Source organism: Achromobacter sp. T5-5, assembly GCF_055397965.1.
Window position 1 is genome coordinate 1,396,956 of record NZ_AP027919.1, and the last position, 14,982, is coordinate 1,411,937.

Consider the following 14,982-nt stretch of genomic DNA (forward strand, 5'->3'; position numbering starts at 1 on the left):
GCCATTCATTTCCTACAGGATCCCGTGTCATGCCTACTTTTGACGTCGTCTCCGAAGTCGACAAACACGAATTGACCAACGCGGTCGACCAGGCCAACCGCGAATTGTCCACGCGCTTCGACTTCAAGGGCACCGAAGCCAAGTTCGAACTCGACGGCTACGTCGTGACCCAGGTCGCCTCCAGCGCATTCCAGCTCAAGCAGATGCTGGACATCCTGCGCGGCCGCCTGTCGGCGCGCGGCATCGACGTGCGCTGCCTGGACGTCGCCGACCCGCTCGAAAACCTGGGCGGCGCCCGCCAGAAGGTCACCATCAAGCAGGGCATCGAACAGCCCGTCGCCAAGAAGCTCATCGCCGCCATCAAGAACGCCAAGCTCAAGGTGGAATCGCAGATCAACGGCGACAAGCTGCGCATCTCGGGCAAGAAGCGCGACGATCTGCAGACCGCGATCGCGCTGCTGAAAAAGACCGACGTCGACCTGCCGCTGCAGTTCGAGAATTTCCGCGACTGACGGCACGGGCCCGCACCGATGGGGCATTCCGGCGAACTGCTCCTGGTCGTGGAGCTTGCGCGCGCCGGCGGCATGTCGGCGGCCGCGCGTGAGCTCGACGTCACGCCCGCCGCCGTCAGCAAACGGCTGGCGCAGATCGAGGCGCGGCTGGGCGTGCGCCTTTTCAACCGCAGCACGCGCCGCCTGAGCCTGACCGCCGAAGGCGAGGTCTACCTGGAAAACGCCCGGCGCATCCTGGGCGAAATCGACGACCTGGACGAGCTCATCGCCAGCCGCCAGGCCAGCCCGCGCGGCCTGCTCAAGGTCAATGCGCCGCTGGGCTTCGGCCGCAGCTACATCGCGCCGGCCATCGCGGAATTCGCGCAGCAGTATCCCGAGGTCTCGCTGCAATTGCAGTTGACCGACCGGCCTGCCGATTTCGTGCGGGAGGCGTTCGACGTCGCGGTGCGCTTTGGCGATCTGCCCGACACCAGCCTCATCGCGCGCAAGATCGCGCCCAACCGCCGCCTGGTCTGCGCCTCTCCCGGCTACCTGAAAACGCACGGCGTGCCTGCCACGCCGCATGACCTTGCGCGCCATCAATGCATCGTGCTGCGCCAGAACGAGGCCGCCTACGGCCTGTGGCGGTTCACCAAGGGCCGGCGCAGCGAGACCGTGAAGGTGCGCGGCAATCTGAGCAGCAACGACGGCGAGGTCACGTTGACGTGGGGGCTGGCCGGCCTGGGCATCCTGCAGCGCGCCGAATGGGACCTTGCGCGCTACCTGCGCAGCGGCCGGCTGGTGCAGGTGCTGCAGGACTATGCGCTGCCGCAGGCCGACATCTATGCCGTCTTTCCCGAACGCCACCACCTGTCCGCCAAGGTGCGCGCCTTCGTGGATTTCCTGGTGGGCTACTTCCGGGAAGGATCGGAAGGCCGCTGGTAGCGCTGGCGGCGCCGGCGACGGGGTTGCCGGCGCGCTCAGGCCCAGGCGCTCAGGCCGGGGACGGTCGCGGCGCCGCGCTCACGCCGTCCACAGGTGCTGCGCCGCGTAAGCCCGCCACGGCCGCCAGGCCTCGGACCGCGCCAGCAGTTGGGCCGGCGTATAGGCCCGCGATTCCAGCCGTTCCAGCGCGCGTATCAGCCCGATGTCCGCATGCGGGAACGCATCCGGTTCCCGCAACTGGCGCAACGCGATGTACTGCGCCGTCCATTCCCCGACCCCGCGGATCATGCGCAGCCGCCGCACGGCCTCGTCCAGCCCGCCGCCCGCGTCGAACAACTGCGGGTCCGCCACGGCGGCGGCCGCCACCGCCGACAGCGTGGCCGCGCGGCTGCGCGGCATGCCCAGCGACGCCAGCTCCGCGGCGGCCACCGTTTCCGGCAAGGGAAACACGTGCGTCAGCGCGCCGTCCGGCCGGGCCAGCGGAACACCGTGCGCCGCCACCAGCTTGCCGGCCAGCCGGATGGCGGCGGCCACCGTGATCTGTTGTCCCAGCACCGCGCGCATGGCCAGTTCAAAGCCGTCCCACGCGCCCGGCACGCGCAGTCCCGGCCGCGCCTGCATCAGCGCGGTCATGACCGGGTCTGCGGAAAACTGGGCGGCAATGGCGGCCGGATCGCTCGCCAGGTCGAAGACGCGGCGCAGGCGCGCGATGATGGCCGGAAGGGATTGCAGCCGGGGAAAGCGCACCGTCGCCTGCAGCGCGTGGCCTTTGCCGGGCCTGACCGTCACGGTGCCCTGCGCGCCGTCCAGGCAGAGGGTGCGCGCGTAGGTGTCGTCTTCGACGGTTTCGATGCCGGGGATGGCGCGCACGCGCAGGAACGCCAGCATCGCGTCCCAGTCGTACGGCGGCCGATAACGCAGCAGCAGCTTGATCTCGCCGTCCGGCCCCGCCGGCGCCTCGGGCTTGCCCGAACGCCGCAGCGCGCCCGGCGGCCGCCCGAAGAGGTCGAGGAAGATTTCGTTGAAGCGCCGGATGCTGCCAAATCCCGCCGCGAAGGCGATCTCGGCCATGGGCAACTGCGTTTCATGGATGAGCTGCTTGGCCAGCAGCACGCGGCGCGTCTGCGCGACCGTCACCGGCGACGCGCCCAGATGCTGGCGGAACTGCCGGCGCAACTGACGCTCGCCCACGCCCAGGCGCCGCGCCAGGGCGTCCACGCCGGCATCGTCCAGCGCACCCAGCTCGATCAGGTGCAGCGCACGCGCCACGCTGTCCGGCAACTCGTGGCCCGGGCCGACTTCGGGCGCGGTTTCCGGCCGGCAGCGCAGGCACGGGTGGTAGCCGGCCTCCTGCGCGGCGGCCGCGGTGGAAAAGAACGTGACGTTCCTGGACAGGGGCGTGCGCGCCGGGCACACCGGCCGGCAATAGATGCGCGTCGTCTTGACGGCCGTGAAGAAGCGGCCGTCGTAACGGGCGTCGCGCACCTGGATGGCGCGGTAGCAGGCGTCGTGGTTCAGCTTGAGGAGCGGGTTGGGGTTCAGGTCCATGCGGCGATGCTAACGCCGGCAGGCAGGCGGGATCTAGCGGTTTCCGGACAGGGTTGTGCGGGTCACACTGAGGTCCGGAATCCGCCAGCCCGCGTCGCTTGGGCAGGTCTATAGTGGCGGCATTTCCACACGCTCGGAGCGGATCATGGCGGTACAGACCTTCCTGCTGGAACGCGTGCCCACGCCCCTGGGCCAGATGCTGGTGCTGACCGACACGCAAGCCAGCCTGCGCGCCGTGGACTGGGAAGACTACGAGTCCCGCATGCATGCCTTGCTGCGCCGCCAGTACGGCCAGGGCGCGGTGGCACTGCGCGACGCCGCGCGGCCCTCGCAGGCCAGCCGCACGCTGCAGGCGTATTTCGACGGCGACGTCGGCGCCATCGCGCAGTTGCCCGTCGCCTTCGGCGGAACCCCGTTCCAGCGGCAGGTCTGGCAGGCGCTGCGCGCCATCGAAGGCGGCCGCACCGTCAGCTACGGCGCGCTGGCCGAGCGCATCGCGCGGCCCACGGCCGTGCGCGCCGTCGGCCTGGCCAATGGCGCCAATCCGGTGGGCATCGTCATTCCGTGCCATCGGGTGATCGGCGCCAACGCCGCGCTGACCGGCTACGGCGGCGGCCTGCATCGCAAGCGCTGGCTGCTCGCGCACGAGGCCGACTGGCTGAGCGCGCAGCCTGCAGGCGCGGCCCCGGCCGCACTTTCAACTCCAGGTTGAAAATGTTGTGAATTGGCGCGCGGGCGCCGCGCGTCCCGGCCGGTACAGTGCCAGCAGACTTTCATCCACACGGAGCGCTGGCGCCCATGAAGACCTATCGCATCGCAACCATCCCCGGCGACGGCATCGGCAAGGAAGTGATTCCGGCCGGCCGGCGCGTCATGCAGGAACTGGCCGACCAGGGCGGTCCGCGCTTTGACTTCCAGGACTTCGACTGGGGCGGCGACTACTACCGCAAGCACGGCGTCATGATGCCGGCCGATGGCCTGGATGCGCTGCGCGACAAGGACGCGATCCTGTTCGGCTCGGCCGGCGATCCGGACATCCCCGACCACGTCACGCTGTGGGGGCTGCGCCTGAAGATCTGCCAGGGCTTTGACCAGTACGCCAACGTGCGTCCCACGCGCATCCTGCCCGGCATCGACGCGCCGCTCAAGCGCTGCACGCCCGAACAACTGGACTGGGTGATCGTGCGCGAGAACTCCGAAGGCGAATACGCCGGCGTGGGCGGACGCGTGCACCAGGGGCATCCCATCGAGGCCGCCACCGACGTGTCCATCATGACGCGCGCCGGCGTCGAACGCATCCTGCGCTTCGCCTTCACGCTGGCGCAATCGCGGCCCCGCAAGCAGTTGACCGTGATCACCAAGTCCAACGCCCAGCGCCACGCCATGGTGATGTGGGACGAGATCGCCCTGCAGATCAGCCGCGAGTTTCCCGACGTGGCCTGGGACAAGGAACTGGTGGACGCCGCCACCGCGCGCATGGTCAACCGGCCCGCGTCGCTGGACACCATCGTCGCCACCAACCTGCACGCCGACATCCTGAGCGACCTGGCGGCGGCGCTGGCCGGCAGCCTGGGCATCGCGCCCACCGGCAACATCGATCCCGAGCGGCGCTACCCCTCGATGTTCGAGCCCATCCATGGCTCGGCGTTCGACATCATGGGCAAGGGCCTGGCCAATCCCATCGGCACATTCTGGTCGGTGGTCATGCTGCTGGAGCATCTGGGCGAAAACGAGGCCGCCGCCCGGCTGATGCAGGCCATCGAAAGCGTCACCGCCGATCCCGCGCTGCACACCGGCGACCTGGGCGGCCGCGCGACGACCGAGCAGGTAACCGCGGCGGTCTGCGAGAGGCTGGCCGCCTCGGCGCGGGCCAAGGCGGCGTAAGCGGTGTCCTGTTCCGGTGTCTGACACCGTATCGAACCAGGCCCCAAGAACATCAGATTCAAGGCCTGCGCCTGGCAACAAATAAAAGACGAAGTCCATTCGTATCCAGGAGACAAACCATGCATAAGAAAGCGATGACGGCGCGCGCCCTGGCGTTCGCCTGCCTGATGGGCCTTTCCTTTTCGGGCGGCGCGCAGGCGCAGTCCTATCCGGCCAGGCCAGTGAACCTGGTCGTGCCATTCCCGGCCGGCGGCACCACGGACGTCCTGGCGCGCGCGCTGGGGCAGGAACTGGCTAAAAGCCTGGGCCAGCCGGTGGTGGTGGAAAACAAGCCGGGCGCGGGCGCGACGCTGGGCGCGGACTACGTGGCCAAGGCGGCGCCGGACGGCTACACGCTGCTGATGGGCGCGGTGCATCACACGATCGCCACCAGCGTCTACAAAAGCCTGCAGTACGACTTCCAGAAGGATTTCGCGCCGGTGACCACGGTGGCGCTGGTGCCGAACGTGCTGGTCGTCAATCCCAAGCTGCAAGCCAAGGACGTGGCGTCGCTGCTGAAGCTGGCCCAGGCCGCGCCCGGCAAGCTGACGTACGGGTCCAATGGCATGGGCACCGGCCAGCATCTGATCGGCGCGCAGTTCGAACGCGCGGGCCAGGTGCAGCTGCTGCATGTGCCCTACAAGGGCAGCGGGCCGCTCACGACCGACCTGCTGGGCGGACAGATCGACATGTCGTTCGACACGATCACGCCGGTGCTCCCTCACATCCAGAGCGGCAAGCTGCGCGCGCTGGCCGTGACCACCAACCAGCGCTCGGCCGCGCTGCCGGACGTGCCGACCATGGAAGAGGCGGGCCTGAAGCCCTTTAACATGGGCACCTGGTTCGGCGTGCTGGCGCCGGCGGCCGTGCCCAAGGACGTGGTGGACCGGCTGAATGCGGAAATGGTGAAGATCATCCGTTCGCCCGACTTCACGCGGCGCATGGCGGAGATCGGCGCGGTTCCCATCGGCGACTCGGCCGCCGAGATGAAGGCGCGCATCGGCGCCGACACCGCCAACTACGCGAAACTGGTCAAGGAGGCGAACGTGGCGGTCAATTGACCGGTCTACGCCGCAGGTCCTAGGCCCGTATCCACCCGCGCGCAATCGGCAGGGCCAGCGCCTTGCGGTACAGGCCCTGCGCCGCCGCCGTCAGCGGCGCGCCCGCGCGGCGCCAGGCAGGACGGGTGATCGCGGCCGCCAGGGGCGCCAGCAGCAGTCCGCCCGCGATGTCCAGCGGGAAGTGCACTCCCAGGTAGACGCGCGACGTCCCGACCAGCGCGGCGGCGGCCAGCGCCAGCCACCCCCATGCGGCCCGTTGCCGGTCCAGGATCAGCGCGAACGCGAAGGTGGCGATGATGATGGTGTGGTTGCTGGGAAACGAGGCGGTGGGCTTGTGCGGGAAGAAGGCATGCCCCAGGCCGATGGCAAAGGGGCGCGGGTGCGGCCACAGCACCCCGCACAGGTAGCTGGCGCCCAGCGCCACGGCGATGCTGGCCAGCGCCTTGAGCATCAGTCCGCGCTGCGCCTCATTGCCCCACAGCCACGCGGCGGCCATGACGCCCGGCAGCAGCAGGATCAGCGCATTGGCCGCCAACAGGGCGGCATGGATCCGCCACGCGGACGCGGCCGGATCGGCGTTGATCAGAAGAAACAGGGACTGGTTGAGGCTTTCCAGGAATTCCATGACACGTCATCGCGGCGTAATAACTCAGTGGCCGCGATGGTATCTGGCGTACCCGTCAATTTCCTTGCAAAGCGGGCGCGCATCGCCCGCTTTTACTTCTGGATGCGATTGCCTTGCGCGTCGATGACCGGCTCGCCACTTTCCTTGGAGAACGCGCCTTTCTGCGGGGCCGGCAGGATGTCCAGCACCAGCTCGCACGGACGGCACAGGCGCGCGCCCAGCGGGGTGGACACGAAAGGGCGGTTCAGCAGGATGGGATGCTGCGCGATGGCATCCAGCAGGGCGTCGTCAGACAGCGACGTGTCGTCCAGGCCCAGTTCCGCATAGGGCGTGCCTTTCTCCCGCAGCGCCTCGCGCACGCTGATGCCGGCGCGCTTGAACAGCGCCGTCAGCGTGTCGCGCGAGGGCGGCGTTTCCAGGTACAGCACGACCTGCGGCTCGATGCCGGCGTTGCGGATCAGGCCCAGCGTGTTGCGCGACGTGCCGCACTTGGGGTTGTGATAGATGATGACGTCGGACATGAATGCTCCTGTTTTCGGACGATGCGTGATGCAGGACTGGGAGCATAGTCCATCCGCGGCGCCGGGATCGGCCTCATACCGACAGGTGCCGCCGCACGTCCTCGCCGTCGATCGCATCGCGCCCGCCGCGCGCCACCACTTCGCCGCGCGACAGCACCACGAACTGGTCGGCCAGCTCGCGCGCGAAATCGAAGTACTGCTCGCACAGCAGGATCGCGATGTCGCCGCGCTCGCGCAGCATGTGGATGACGCGCGCGATGTCCTTGATGATGGACGGCTGGATGCCTTCCGTGGGTTCGTCCAGGATGATGAGCTTGGGCTCGGCCACCAGCGCCCGGGCAATCGCAAGTTGCTGTTGCTGCCCGCCCGACAGGTCGCCGCCGCGGCGCGACAGCATGCTTTTCAGGACGGGAAACAGCTCGAAGACTTCTTCCTTGATGCGCCGCGCGCGCGCCGCGGGCTTGGTCGCCATCCCCATCAGGATGTTTTCTTCCACCGTCAGCCGCGCGAAGATGTCGCGGCCCTGCGGCACGTAGGCCATGCCGCGCGCGGCGCGCTGGTGCGGCGCCAGGCGCGTGATGTCCGCGCCGTCGAACGTGATGCCGCCGCGCGCCACGGGCAGCACGCCCATCACGCACTTGAGCAGGGTGGTCTTGCCCACGCCGTTGCGGCCCAGCAGCGCCAGGCACTCGCCCTGGCGCACGGACAGCGACACGCCGCGCAGGGTGTGGCTGCCGCCGTAGTATTGGTCGATCGTGCTTACGTCCAGCATCTCAGCGCCCCAGATAGACTTCGATCACGCGCGGGTCGGCCTGCACGCGGCTCATCGGCCCTTCAGCCAGCACCGACCCTTCGTGCAGCACGGTGACCTTGCCGTCGCCCGCGATCTGGTTCACGAAGTCCATGTCGTGCTCCACCACCATCAGGGAATGGCGGCCACGCAATTCATTCAGCAGTTCGCCGGTGCGCTCGGTCTCGGCGTCGGTCATGCCGGCCACGGGTTCGTCCAGCAGCAGCAACTGCGGCTCCTGCATCAGCAGCATGCCGATCTCCAGCCATTGCTTCTGGCCGTGCGACAGCAGCCCGGCGGGCCGCCAGACCTCGGCCCGCAGCCGGATCAGGTCCAGCGTCTCGCCGATGCGGTCGGCCTCTTCGCTGGACAGGCGCGAGAACAGCGTGGGACGCACGCGCTTGTCGGTCTTCATCGCCAGTTCCAGGTTCTCGAACACCGTGTGCTGCTCGAACACGGTCGGGCGCTGGAACTTGCGGCCGATGCCCGCGTGGGCGATCTGCGCTTCGTTCAGCGTGGTCAGGTCGATGCTCTGGCCGAAGTACGCCGTGCCCGCCGTGGGCCGCGTCTTGCCGGTGATCACGTCCATCATCGTGGTCTTGCCTGCGCCGTTGGGGCCGATGATGCAGCGCAGTTCGCCCACGCCGATGTCCAGGGTCAGGTCGTTCAGGGCCTTGAAGCCGTCGAAGCTGACCGTGATGCCTTCCAGGTACAGGATGGCGCCGTGGCTGGTGTCCAGGCCCGGGGGGCTGACGCGGCCGTAGCCGGCCTCGCCGCTCGGGCCGCCGTCCAGCATGGCGGATTCGGTGTGCGTGCTGGTCATGCCTTCTTCTCCTGGAAGCGGGCCGCGATGCGGCGGGCCAGACCGACGATGCCGGTGGGCAGGAACAGGGTCACCAGCACGAAGATGAGGCCCAGCGCATACAGCCAGTATTCCGGCAGCACGCTGGTGAACCAGGTCTTCAGGCCGTTCACCGCGCCCGCGCCGATGATGGGTCCGATCAGGGTGCCGCGCCCGCCGGTGGCCACCCAGATCACCATCTCGATGGAGTTCTCGGTCGACATTTCGCCCGGGTTGATGATGCCGACCTGCGGCACGTACAGCGCGCCCGCGATGCCGCACAGCACGGCAGACAGCGTCCACACGAACAGCTTGAAGCCCAGCGGGTCGTAGCCGATGAAGCGCAGCCGGCTTTCGGCGTCGCGCACGGCGGTCAGCACACGGCCCAGCTTGCTCTGCGTGACCATGCGGGCCAGGATCAGCGCGCCGGCCAGGGCCGCCAGCGTGACCCAGTAGAGCGTGGCGCGCGTGCCCGGCGCGGTGATGTCAAAGCCCAGGATGCGCTTGAAATCGGTAAAGCCGTTGTTGCCGCCAAAGCCCGTGTCGTTGCGAAAGAACAGCAGCATGGCGGCAAAGGTCAGGGCCTGCGTGATGATCGAGAAGTACACGCCCTTGATGCGCGAGCGGAAGGCGAAGTAGCCGAACACGAAGGCCAGCACGCCCGGCACCAGCACCACCAGCAGCATGGCGTACCAGAAGTGATCCGTGAACGACCAGTACCAGGGGTAGCTCTTCCAGTCCAGGAACACCATGAAGTCGGGCAGGTCGCTCTGGTAGACGCCGTCGCGGCCGATGGCGCGCATCAGGTACATGCCGTGGGCGTAGCCGCCCAGCGCGAAGAAAAGGCCATGGCCCAGCGACAGGATGCCGGCATAGCCCCACACCAGGTCCAGCGCCAGCGCCGCCATGGCGTAGCACATGAACTTGCCCAGCAGGGCCACGGCATAGGCGGAGACATGCAGGGCGTGGCCCGGCGGGAACACCAGGTTCAGCAGCGGCAGCAGCGCCAGCAGGGCGACGCCCGCGGCCAGGGCTGCCCACACGCGGCCCGAGAAAAGCGGACGGCGGGCCAGCAGGTTCAGGTCGGTCAGCGCGGTCTGTTTCATTCGACGCTCCGGCCGCGCGGGGCGAACAGGCCTTGCGGCCGCTTTTGGACGAACAGCACGATGAGCACCAGGATGGTGATCTTGGCCATGACGGCTCCCGCGTAAGGCTCCAGGATTTTGTTGACGCCGCCCAGGCCCAGCGCGGCAATGACGGTGCCGGCAAGCTGGCCCACGCCGCCCAGCACCACCACCATGAAGGAATCGACGATGTAGCCGCGGCCCAGGTCCGGACCCACGTTGCCAAGCTGGGACAGCGCCACGCCGGCAAGCCCCGCGATGCCGGACCCCAGCCCGAAGGCCAGCATGTCGACGCGGCCGGTGGGCACGCCCACGCAATCGGCCATGCGCCGGTTCTGCGTGATGGCGCGCACGAAGAGGCCCAGCCGCGTGTGGTTCAGCAGCGCCCACACCAGGAACACCACGAAGAAGGCAAAGCCGATGATGACGAGCCGGTTATAGGTGAGCACCAGTCCGCCCAGCACGTTGATGCCGCCGGACATCCAGCTGGGATTGCCGACCTCCACGTTCTGCGCGCCGAACAGCGAGCGCACGCCCTGCATCAGCATCAGGCTGATGCCCCAGGTCGCCAGCAGCGTTTCGAGCGGGCGGCCATAAAGCCACCGGATCACCGTGCGTTCCAGCGCCATGCCGACCAGCGCCGTCACCACGAAGGCGAGCGGCAGCGCAGCCACCACGTACCAGTCCAGCCAGCCCGGCAGCCAGGCGCGGAACAGCGTCTGCACCACGTAGGTCACATAGGCGCCGATCATCAGCAATTCGCCGTGCGCCATGTTGATGACGCCCATCAGGCCGAACGTGATGGCCAGGCCCAGCGCGGCCAGCAGCAGCACGCTGCCCAGGCTCACGCCATAAAAGAGATTGCCGGCCCATTCGATCGTGGCCAGGTGCCGGTCGATCTGTTTGAGCGCGTTGGCGGCGGCTTCGCGCACGCCGGGGTCGGGCTCGGCGTAGGCGCCGTCGCGTTGTTGCGTCAAGGCGGCCAGGGTGGGGCGGAAGGCGGCGTTCTTCGTCTCGCCCAGCACTTCGACCGCGTGGCGGCGTTTTGCGGCGTCTTCGCTCTTGAGTTCCAGATTGGCCTGCGCGATCAGCAGGGCGCTGCGCACGGCCTCGTTCCTTTCGGCGGCGAGCGCCTTTTCCAGCATGGGCAGCCGGGCGGGGTCGCCCGTCTGCTGCAGGCGCCGGGCCGCTTCCAGGCGTTCGTCGGCATTGTCGGAGAAGAGCCGCGTGCCCGCCAGCGCGGCCTGGATGGCGCGGCGCAGGCGGTTGTTGATGGAGATGGTGCCCGCGTCCGCCGGCAGGTCGACGGACGCGCCGGTGGATGGATCGGTGGCGCGCGCGCCGCCCGTTCCGATCAGCACCCGGCCGTCGGCGGTGGCGTAGAGCTGGTCATTGCCCAGCGCCTGCAGCACCGCGGCAGCGCCCGGATCGGGCAGTTGGCCCAGCGCGGCAATCGCTTGCAGCCTGGCGTCCGTGTCGTCGCCGGCCAGCGGCGCGAGCAGGGCCTGGTCCACGCCGGCGGCGGCCGCCGGAGCGGCCAGCGCCGGCAAGGCCAGCAGCCATGCAAGAAGGAAACGACGCAAGAAGTGTGCGATTGGCGCGATGCGCATGGCTGCCCTTTCCTTTAGAGGCCTTGCTTGCCTTCGTTGCCCGGGATGTACGGGCTCCACGGTTGGGCGCGGATCGGGCCCTTGCTCTTCCACACCACGCTGAACTGGCCGTCCGCCTTGATTTCGCCGATGTAGACCGGCTTGTGCAGGTGGTGGTTGGTCTTGTCCATCTCGATGGTGTAGCCGTCGGGCGCGTTGAACTTCTGTCCGCCCATGGCCGCGATCACCTTGTCCACGTCGGTGGTCTTGGCCTGTTCGACGGCCTGCTTCCACATGTGGATGCCGATGTAGGTGGCTTCCATCGGGTCGTTCGTCACGACCGTGTTGGCGTTGGGCAGGTTCTTGGCCTTGGCGTAGGCCTTCCACTTGGCGATGAAGGCGTCGTTGACGGGGTTCTTGACCGACTGGAAGTAGTTCCAGGCGGCCAGGTGGCCCACCAGCGGCTTGGTGTCCACGCCGCGCAGCTCTTCTTCGCCGACCGAGAACGCCACGACCGGCACGTCGGTGGCCTTCAGTCCGGCGTTGCCCAGTTCCTTGTAGAAGGGCACGTTGGAGTCACCGTTGATCGTGGAGATGACGGCCGTCTTGCCGCCGGTGGCGAACTTCTTGATGTTGGCCACGATGGTCTGGTAGTCGGAATGGCCGAACGGCGTGTAGACCTCTTCGATGTCGCTGTCCTTCACGCCCTTGGAATGCAGGAAGGCGCGCAGGATCTTGTTGGTGGTGCGGGGGTAGACGTAGTCGGTGCCCAGCAGCACGAAGCGCTTGGCGCCGCCGCCGTCTTCGCTCATCAGGTATTCCACGGCCGGAATCGCCTGCTGGTTGGGCGCGGCTCCCGTGTAGAACACGTTCTTCTCCAGCTCTTCACCTTCGTATTGCACCGGGTAGAAGAGCAGGCCGTTCAGTTCCTTGAAGACCGGCAGCACCGATTTGCGCGACACCGAGGTCCAGCAGCCGAAGACCACGGCCACCTTGTCCTGCGACAGGAGCTGGCGGGACTTCTCGGCGAACAGCGGCCAGTTCGACGCGGGGTCCACGACCACGGCTTCGAGCTTCTTGCCCATCACGCCGCCGTTGGCGTTGATCTCGTCGATGGTCATCAGGGCCACGTCCTTGAGCGACGTCTCCGAGATGGCCATGGTGCCCGAGAGGGAATGCAGGATGCCGACCTTGATGGTGTCTTCGGCGGCGTGTACCTGCGGCATCCACCCGGACATGGCCAACAGGCTCACGGCGGTCAGTTGCTTAAGGGCTAGTCTGCGTTTCATGGTGACTCCTGGATGGAATGGGCCGGTCTGGCCGGCGAGAACGTTCTGAACAACACCCGACAACGTAGGACTCAAAAGCAAAACGCGTGCCAAGTGATGGCGCAGGCCGCGGCCGCTGTATGAGGAGGGGGTGTTTACGCGAATGCGGGAGGCGTCGGCCGCGCGGCGCCGGCGCGATCAAAACGGTGCGGCGTGCACAAGACAGGTGCGCGATCCGCCTGATCTCGGTGCGGTGCGCACGGCGCGCGGCGGCGGCCGGACCGCAATCTGCGCAGGGGGCATCGGCGTTCCAGAGGGAAGGCCAAGGTTGCCGCCAACATGGCACGCAGATTGCTTGGGAATCCGTACTTGTATACAAGAAAGGATTCCAGCATGAATGCCGCAGCAACGCAGAAGAGCCCCGCCGGTTGGACGATCGCGCAGTGGCAGTCCGCCTACCGCGACGGGGCGCAACCCGAGGCGCTGTTGGCGGGCTATGCCGCCGTGGGCGACGCGTCGGATAACGCCGGCGACAACGCCTGGATACGGCGCGTGGACCGCGCGCAACTCGACGAACAGCTGGACGGCCTGCGCCTGCTGCTGGCCGCGGCGGGCGGCGACCTCTCGCGTTTGCCGCTGTATGGCGTGCCCTTCGCCATCAAGGACAACATCGACGCCGCGGGCTGGCCCACGACCGCGGCCTGCCCCGAGTTCGCCTATACGGCGCGGGAAGACGCCACCGTCGTGCGCCGCCTGCGCGCGGCCGGCGCCATTCTCATCGGCAAGACCAACCTGGATCAGTTCGCGACCGGCCTGGTGGGCACGCGCTCGCCGCATGGCGCCGTGGCCAACACCTTCAATCCCGAATATGTCAGCGGCGGTTCCAGTTCGGGATCGGCCTCGGTGGTGGCGCGCGGCATCGCGGCGTTTTCGCTGGGCACCGACACCGCGGGGTCGGGCCGCGTGCCGGCGGGTTTCAACAACATCGTGGGCCTGAAGCCCACCAAGGGCTGGCTCAGCACGGCGGGCGTGGTGCCCGCCTGCCGCACGCTGGACTGCGTGTCGATCTTCGCGCTGACGGTGGACGATGCCGAGAAGGTCGCCGCGGTGGCGGGCGGCTATGACGACGCCGACCCGTATTCACGCCGCATGCCGGCCGGCGCGTCGCTGCCGTGGCCCAAGACGCCGCGGCTGGCGGTGCCCGCATCGCTGGAGTTCTTTGGCGATGCGCAGGCCGCCGCCGTGTTCGAGGACGCGGTGCGGGCGCTGCGCGCGGACGGCGCGCAGGTCGAGCCCATCGACTTCGGGCCTTTCAACGAACTGGCCGCGCTGCTGTACCAGGGGCCCTGGGTGGCCGAGCGCTTTGCCGCCGTGCAGGACTTGTGGAAGGAAAATCCCGACGCCATCAATCCGGTCGTGCGCGGCATCGTCGAGCAGGCCGCCAACTACAGCGCGCTGGACGCGTTCGAGGCCGAATACCGGCGCGCCGAGCTGACGCGCCAGATCCATCGCGCGCTGGAGGGCTTTGACGCGCTGGTCGTGCCGACCTCGCCTTCCATCTACACCATCGCGCAACTGGAGGCGGACCCCGTCACGCTCAATTCCCGCCTGGGCGTCTATACCAATTTCGCCAACCTGGCCGACCTGTCCGCGCTGGCAGTGCCGGCCGGCATGCGGGCCGACGGCCTGCCCTCGGGCATCACGCTGATCGGCCTGGCCTGGCAGGACCGTGCGCTGGCGCAGTTCGGCCGCCAGTGGCAGGCCCGGCGCGGCCTGCCGCTGGGCGCCACGGGCGAGCCCTTGCCGTCCATCGCAACTGACACCGCACCGTCCGCCGACACCGTGCGCGTCGCGGTCGTGGGCGCGCACCTGACCGGCATGCCGCTGAACCATCAACTGACGTCGCGCCATGCGGTGTTCGTGGAGAAGACCGCGACGGCGGGCGACTACCGCCTCTTCGCGCTGGCCAACACCACGCCGCCCAAGCCCGGGCTGGTGAAGATGGAAAGCGGCGCCGCCATCGAGGTCGAGCTGTGGGACGTGCCCGTGACGGCGTTCGGCGCCTTCGTGGCCGAGATTCCCGCGCCGCTGGGCATCGGCACGCTGGAGCTGGCCGACGGCCGGCTCGTCAAGGGCTTCATCTGCGAGCCGCGCGGCCTGGACGGCGCGCGCGACATCACCGACTTCGGCGGCTGGCGCGCCTACCTGGCCAGCCTCGGCGCCGCCACCCGATAACCCCGCCCTATACCTGGGAGT

14 protein-coding genes are annotated in these 14,982 nt (G+C 68.4%); 6 read left to right on the top strand and 8 right to left on the bottom strand.

Annotated features, from left to right (window positions below; all coding sequences use genetic code 11):
- Nucleotides 1-29 precede the first annotated feature (29 nt).
- Nucleotides 30-512 carry a YajQ family cyclic di-GMP-binding protein gene (locus tag ACZ50Q_RS06265; protein WP_092582465.1) on the top strand — a complete coding sequence of 161 codons (483 nt, stop codon included), beginning with the start codon at nt 30-32 and terminating at the stop codon, nt 510-512.
- A gap of 18 nt (nt 513-530) precedes the next feature.
- The gene (locus tag ACZ50Q_RS06270) at nt 531-1,436 is read left to right on the top strand and encodes a LysR family transcriptional regulator (RefSeq protein ID WP_464080916.1); all 906 of its coding nucleotides are present in this window, start codon (nt 531-533) and stop codon (nt 1,434-1,436) included.
- 78 nt (nt 1,437-1,514) lie between these two features.
- Here ACZ50Q_RS06270 and ACZ50Q_RS06275 read toward each other — a convergent pair whose 3' ends face one another.
- Nucleotides 1,515-2,984 (bottom strand): AlkA N-terminal domain-containing protein, encoded by a 1,470-nt coding sequence (locus ACZ50Q_RS06275; protein ID WP_464080917.1) that lies wholly within the window; start codon nt 2,982-2,984, stop codon nt 1,515-1,517.
- Between the two features lie 145 nt (nt 2,985-3,129).
- Between ACZ50Q_RS06275 and ogt the strand changes: the two genes are divergently transcribed.
- The 3 genes from ogt to ACZ50Q_RS06290 all read left to right on the top strand — a co-directional run bounded on the left by ogt (nt 3,130) and on the right by ACZ50Q_RS06290 (nt 5,968).
- Nucleotides 3,130-3,696, top strand: a complete 567-nt coding sequence (gene ogt, locus ACZ50Q_RS06280; RefSeq protein ID WP_464080918.1) for a methylated-DNA--[protein]-cysteine S-methyltransferase — start codon at nt 3,130-3,132, stop codon at nt 3,694-3,696.
- 86 nt (nt 3,697-3,782) lie between these two features.
- Nucleotides 3,783-4,868: a tartrate dehydrogenase gene (locus ACZ50Q_RS06285; protein ID WP_464080919.1), complete on the top strand. Its 1,086-nt coding sequence runs from the start codon at nt 3,783-3,785 to the stop codon at nt 4,866-4,868.
- Nucleotides 4,869-4,987: 119 nt separating this feature from the next.
- Entirely contained in the window at nt 4,988-5,968 is a 981-nt protein-coding gene (locus tag ACZ50Q_RS06290) for a Bug family tripartite tricarboxylate transporter substrate binding protein (protein WP_464080920.1), read from the top strand.
- Nucleotides 5,969-5,987: 19 nt separating this feature from the next.
- Here the strand turns inward: ACZ50Q_RS06290 and ACZ50Q_RS06295 are convergent, their stop codons facing one another.
- The 7 genes from ACZ50Q_RS06295 to urtA form a co-directional block, all read right to left on the bottom strand.
- A complete protein-coding gene (locus ACZ50Q_RS06295) occupies nt 5,988-6,593 on the bottom strand; it encodes a phosphatase PAP2 family protein (protein WP_464080921.1) in 606 nt (201 codons plus the stop codon).
- A 92-nt stretch (nt 6,594-6,685) separates the two neighbouring features.
- Nucleotides 6,686-7,114 carry an arsenate reductase (glutaredoxin) gene (arsC, locus tag ACZ50Q_RS06300; RefSeq protein ID WP_464080922.1) on the bottom strand — a complete coding sequence of 143 codons (429 nt, stop codon included), beginning with the start codon at nt 7,112-7,114 and terminating at the stop codon, nt 6,686-6,688.
- Between the two features lie 73 nt (nt 7,115-7,187).
- Nucleotides 7,188-7,886, bottom strand: coding sequence for an urea ABC transporter ATP-binding subunit UrtE (urtE, locus tag ACZ50Q_RS06305; RefSeq protein ID WP_076516221.1), 699 nt, complete (start codon nt 7,884-7,886; stop codon nt 7,188-7,190).
- A gap of 1 nt (nt 7,887) precedes the next feature.
- Nucleotides 7,888-8,727, bottom strand: coding sequence for an urea ABC transporter ATP-binding protein UrtD (urtD, locus tag ACZ50Q_RS06310; protein WP_464080923.1), 840 nt, complete (start codon nt 8,725-8,727; stop codon nt 7,888-7,890).
- On the bottom strand, nt 8,724-9,851 hold the full coding sequence (gene urtC / locus ACZ50Q_RS06315) for an urea ABC transporter permease subunit UrtC (RefSeq protein ID WP_076516217.1): 1,128 nt from the start codon (nt 9,849-9,851) through the stop codon (nt 8,724-8,726). Before urtC ends, urtD begins: the two co-directional genes overlap by 4 nt.
- Nucleotides 9,848-11,479 carry an urea ABC transporter permease subunit UrtB gene (urtB, locus tag ACZ50Q_RS06320; protein WP_464080924.1) on the bottom strand — a complete coding sequence of 544 codons (1,632 nt, stop codon included), beginning with the start codon at nt 11,477-11,479 and terminating at the stop codon, nt 9,848-9,850. The genes urtC and urtB overlap by 4 nt, the downstream gene beginning before the upstream one ends.
- Nucleotides 11,480-11,493: 14 nt before the next feature.
- Nucleotides 11,494-12,747 carry an urea ABC transporter substrate-binding protein gene (gene urtA / locus ACZ50Q_RS06325; protein WP_076516213.1) on the bottom strand — a complete coding sequence of 418 codons (1,254 nt, stop codon included), beginning with the start codon at nt 12,745-12,747 and terminating at the stop codon, nt 11,494-11,496.
- 372 nt (nt 12,748-13,119) lie between these two features.
- Between urtA and atzF the strand changes: the two genes are divergently transcribed.
- Nucleotides 13,120-14,961 carry an allophanate hydrolase gene (atzF, locus tag ACZ50Q_RS06330; protein ID WP_464080925.1) on the top strand — a complete coding sequence of 614 codons (1,842 nt, stop codon included), beginning with the start codon at nt 13,120-13,122 and terminating at the stop codon, nt 14,959-14,961.
- Nucleotides 14,962-14,982 lie beyond the last annotated feature (21 nt).